Origin of the sequence: Streptomyces chlorus (assembly GCF_042655885.1) — a bacterium.
In the GTDB taxonomy this organism is placed as follows: domain Bacteria; phylum Actinomycetota; class Actinomycetes; order Streptomycetales; family Streptomycetaceae; genus Streptomyces; species Streptomyces chlorus.
In genome coordinates this window covers 32,219-34,909 of the sequence record NZ_JBHSOA010000023.1, presented here as the reverse complement: position 1 = coordinate 34,909, position 2,691 = coordinate 32,219, and the positions used below count along the sequence as shown (strand labels likewise).

The following is a 2,691-nucleotide window of genomic DNA, read 5'->3' as shown; positions in this document are numbered from 1 at the left end:
GGACCGGACCCCGGGTCGCTTTCTGCCCTGCTTCGGTCGTCCTGTCGCAGTAGTCCCGCCGCGGTCGCCCTGTTGTGCTCGGGCGCCGGAGGGGACACCGGCTCGGCGAGACGTCAGGGGGCCGTCTTGCGCAGGGCGATCGCGCGTTGCATCGCCTTGCGGGCGCGCGGGGTGTCCCGGGCGTCGTGGTAAGCGACGGCGAGCCGGAACCAGCTGCGCCAGTCGTCGGGGGCGTCCTCCGTCTCGGCCTTGCGCCGGGCGAAGACCTCGTCGGCCGAGTCACGGTCGACACGGCCGCTGGGCAGGCGCTTGAGCTCGTCCACGGGTAGTCCGCCCTGGGCGTCGAGCTCGGCGGCGAGCCGGTTGGCGTTGCGGACGAACTCGGTGTTCTTCCACAGGAACCACACGCCGATGACCGGCAGGACGAGCACCGCCACGCCGAAGGCGACGGTGAGGGGCGTTCCGGCCTGGATGAGGAGCACACCGCGGCTGCCGACCAGGACGAAGTAGACGACCAGGACGGCGGCCGTGATGGCGTAGGAGATCTTCGCGCGCATGGAGTGGGCTCGGGCTCAGTTCAGGTCGAGGAAGTGTTCCAGGCCGAAGGTCAGGCCGGGAGTGGTCACCACGCGGCGGGCGCCTAGCAGAATGCCCGGCATGAAGCTGCTGTGATGCAGGGAGTCGTGGCGGACGGTGAGGGTCTCGCCCTCAGCGCCGAGCAGGACCTCCTGGTGGGCCAGCAGGCCACGCAGCCGGACGGCGTGCACCGGAACGCCGTCCACGTCGGCGCCGCGGGCGCCGTCCAGAGCGGTGACCGTGGCGTCCGGGGCGGGGGCGCTGCCGGCCTTGCGACGGGCCTCGGCGATGAGCTGGGCGGTGCGGGTGGCGGTGCCGCTGGGGGCGTCCACCTTGTTCGGGTGGTGCAGCTCGACGACCTCGACGGACTCGAAGTACGGGGCCGCGATCTGCGCGAACTTCATGGTCAGCACGGCGCCGATGGAGAAGTTCGGTGCGATGAGCACACCCGTCTCCGGGGACTGGTCGAGCAGGCCCGTCAGCTGCGCGAGGCGGTCGTCGGTCCAGCCGGTGGTGCCGACGACCGCGTGGATGCCGTGGCGTACGCAGAAGTCGAGGTTGCCCATGACCGAGGCGGGGGTGGTCAGTTCGACGGCGACCTGGGCGCCGGTCTCGACAAGGGTCTCCAGCCGGTCGCCCCGGCCGAGCGCGGCCACCAGTTCCATGTCGTCGGCGGCCTCTACGGCCCGTACCGCCTCGGACCCGATACGGCCCTTGGCTCCGAGGACCGCCACACGCAGCTTGCTCATCTTCCTTGCTTCCTTACCGGAGAGGTCGAAACCGTGGGGTTTGGCCGGACAGGCCCTAGGCGACGGTGTCGTGCAGCCTGGCCGCCTGCTTGTCCTTGAGCGGGCCGATGACCGACAGCGAGGGCCGCTGTCCCAGGACGTCGCGGGCGACCGCGCGGACATCGTCCATGGTGACCGAGGCTATCCGGGCCAGCATGTCGTCGACCGACATCTGGTCGCCCCAGCACAGTTCGCTCTTGCCGATACGGTTCATCAGCGCGCCGGTGTCCTCCAGGCCGAGGACGGTGGAGCCCTGGAGCTGGCCGATGGCGCGCCGTATCTCGTCGTCGGGCAGACCGTGCTCGGCGACCTGGTCGAGTTCGTCGCGGCAGATCTTCAGCACGTCGTGCACCTGGGACGGCCTGCACCCGGCGTACACGCCGAACAGGCCGCAGTCGGCGAATCCGGAGGTGTACGAGTACACGCTGTAGGCCAGGCCCCGCTTCTCCCGGACCTCCTGGAACAGGCGGGAGGACATGCCACCGCCGAGGGCCGTGTTGAGCACGCCGAGGGCCCACCGGCGCTCGTCGGTGCGGGACAGGCCCGGCATGCCGAGGAGGATGTGCGCCTGCTCGGTCCTCCGGTCGATCACCTCGACACGGCCCGCGGTGCGCAGCGTGCGCCGTCCGCCGCGCGGGGCGATCGGCTGGGCCTCCGGGTCCTTGAGCGCGCCGGCCGCCTCGAAGGCGGCCTGGACCTGACGTACGACCTGCTCGTGATCGATGTTGCCCGCACAGGCGACCACGAGGTGGGTCGGGTCGTAGTGCTTCTTGTAGAAGCGGCGGATGCGGTCGGCGGTGAGGGCGTTGACCGTGTCGACCGTGCCGAGGACGGGGCGGCCCAGCGGGTTGTCGCCGAACATGGTGTGCGCGAACAGGTCGTGCACACCGTCGCCGGGGTCGTCCTCGGTCATCGCGATCTCTTCGAGGATCGCGCCGCGTTCGATGTCGACGTCCTCCTCGAGGATGCGGGAGCCGGTCAGCATGTCGCAGACCACGTCAATGGCGAGCGGCAGGTCGGTGTCGAGCACGCGCGCGTAGTAGCACGTGTACTCCTTGGCCGTGAACGCGTTCATCTCGCCGCCGACGGCGTCGATGGCGGCGGAGATGTCCAGGGCGGACCTGCGGTGCGTGCCCTTGAAGAGCAGGTGCTCCAGGTAGTGGGTGGCGCCGTTCAGGGCGGGGGTCTCGTCACGGGAGCCGACGTGCGCCCAGATGCCGAAGGTCGCCGAGCGGACCGAGGGGAGGGTCTCGGTGACGACGCGCAGCCCGCCGGGGAGGGTGGTCCTGCGGACGGTACCGATGCCGTTCTCGCCCTGGATGAGGGT

3 protein-coding genes are annotated in these 2,691 nt (G+C 70.6%); all 3 read right to left on the bottom strand.

Features of this window, described 5'->3' with window-relative positions; translation table 11 throughout:
* Positions 1-113: 113 nt before the first annotated feature.
* Positions 114-557, bottom strand: coding sequence for a tetratricopeptide repeat protein (locus ACFPZI_RS11395; protein ID WP_381361717.1), 444 nt, complete (start codon positions 555-557; stop codon positions 114-116).
* A 15-nt stretch (positions 558-572) separates the two neighbouring features.
* Entirely contained in the window at positions 573-1,325 is a 753-nt protein-coding gene (gene dapB, locus ACFPZI_RS11390; protein WP_381361715.1) for a 4-hydroxy-tetrahydrodipicolinate reductase, read from the bottom strand.
* Positions 1,326-1,380: 55 nt separating this feature from the next.
* Positions 1,381-2,691, bottom strand: a 1,311-nt coding sequence (locus ACFPZI_RS11385; RefSeq protein ID WP_381361713.1) for a M16 family metallopeptidase, incomplete at its 5' end; no start/stop codon positions are given.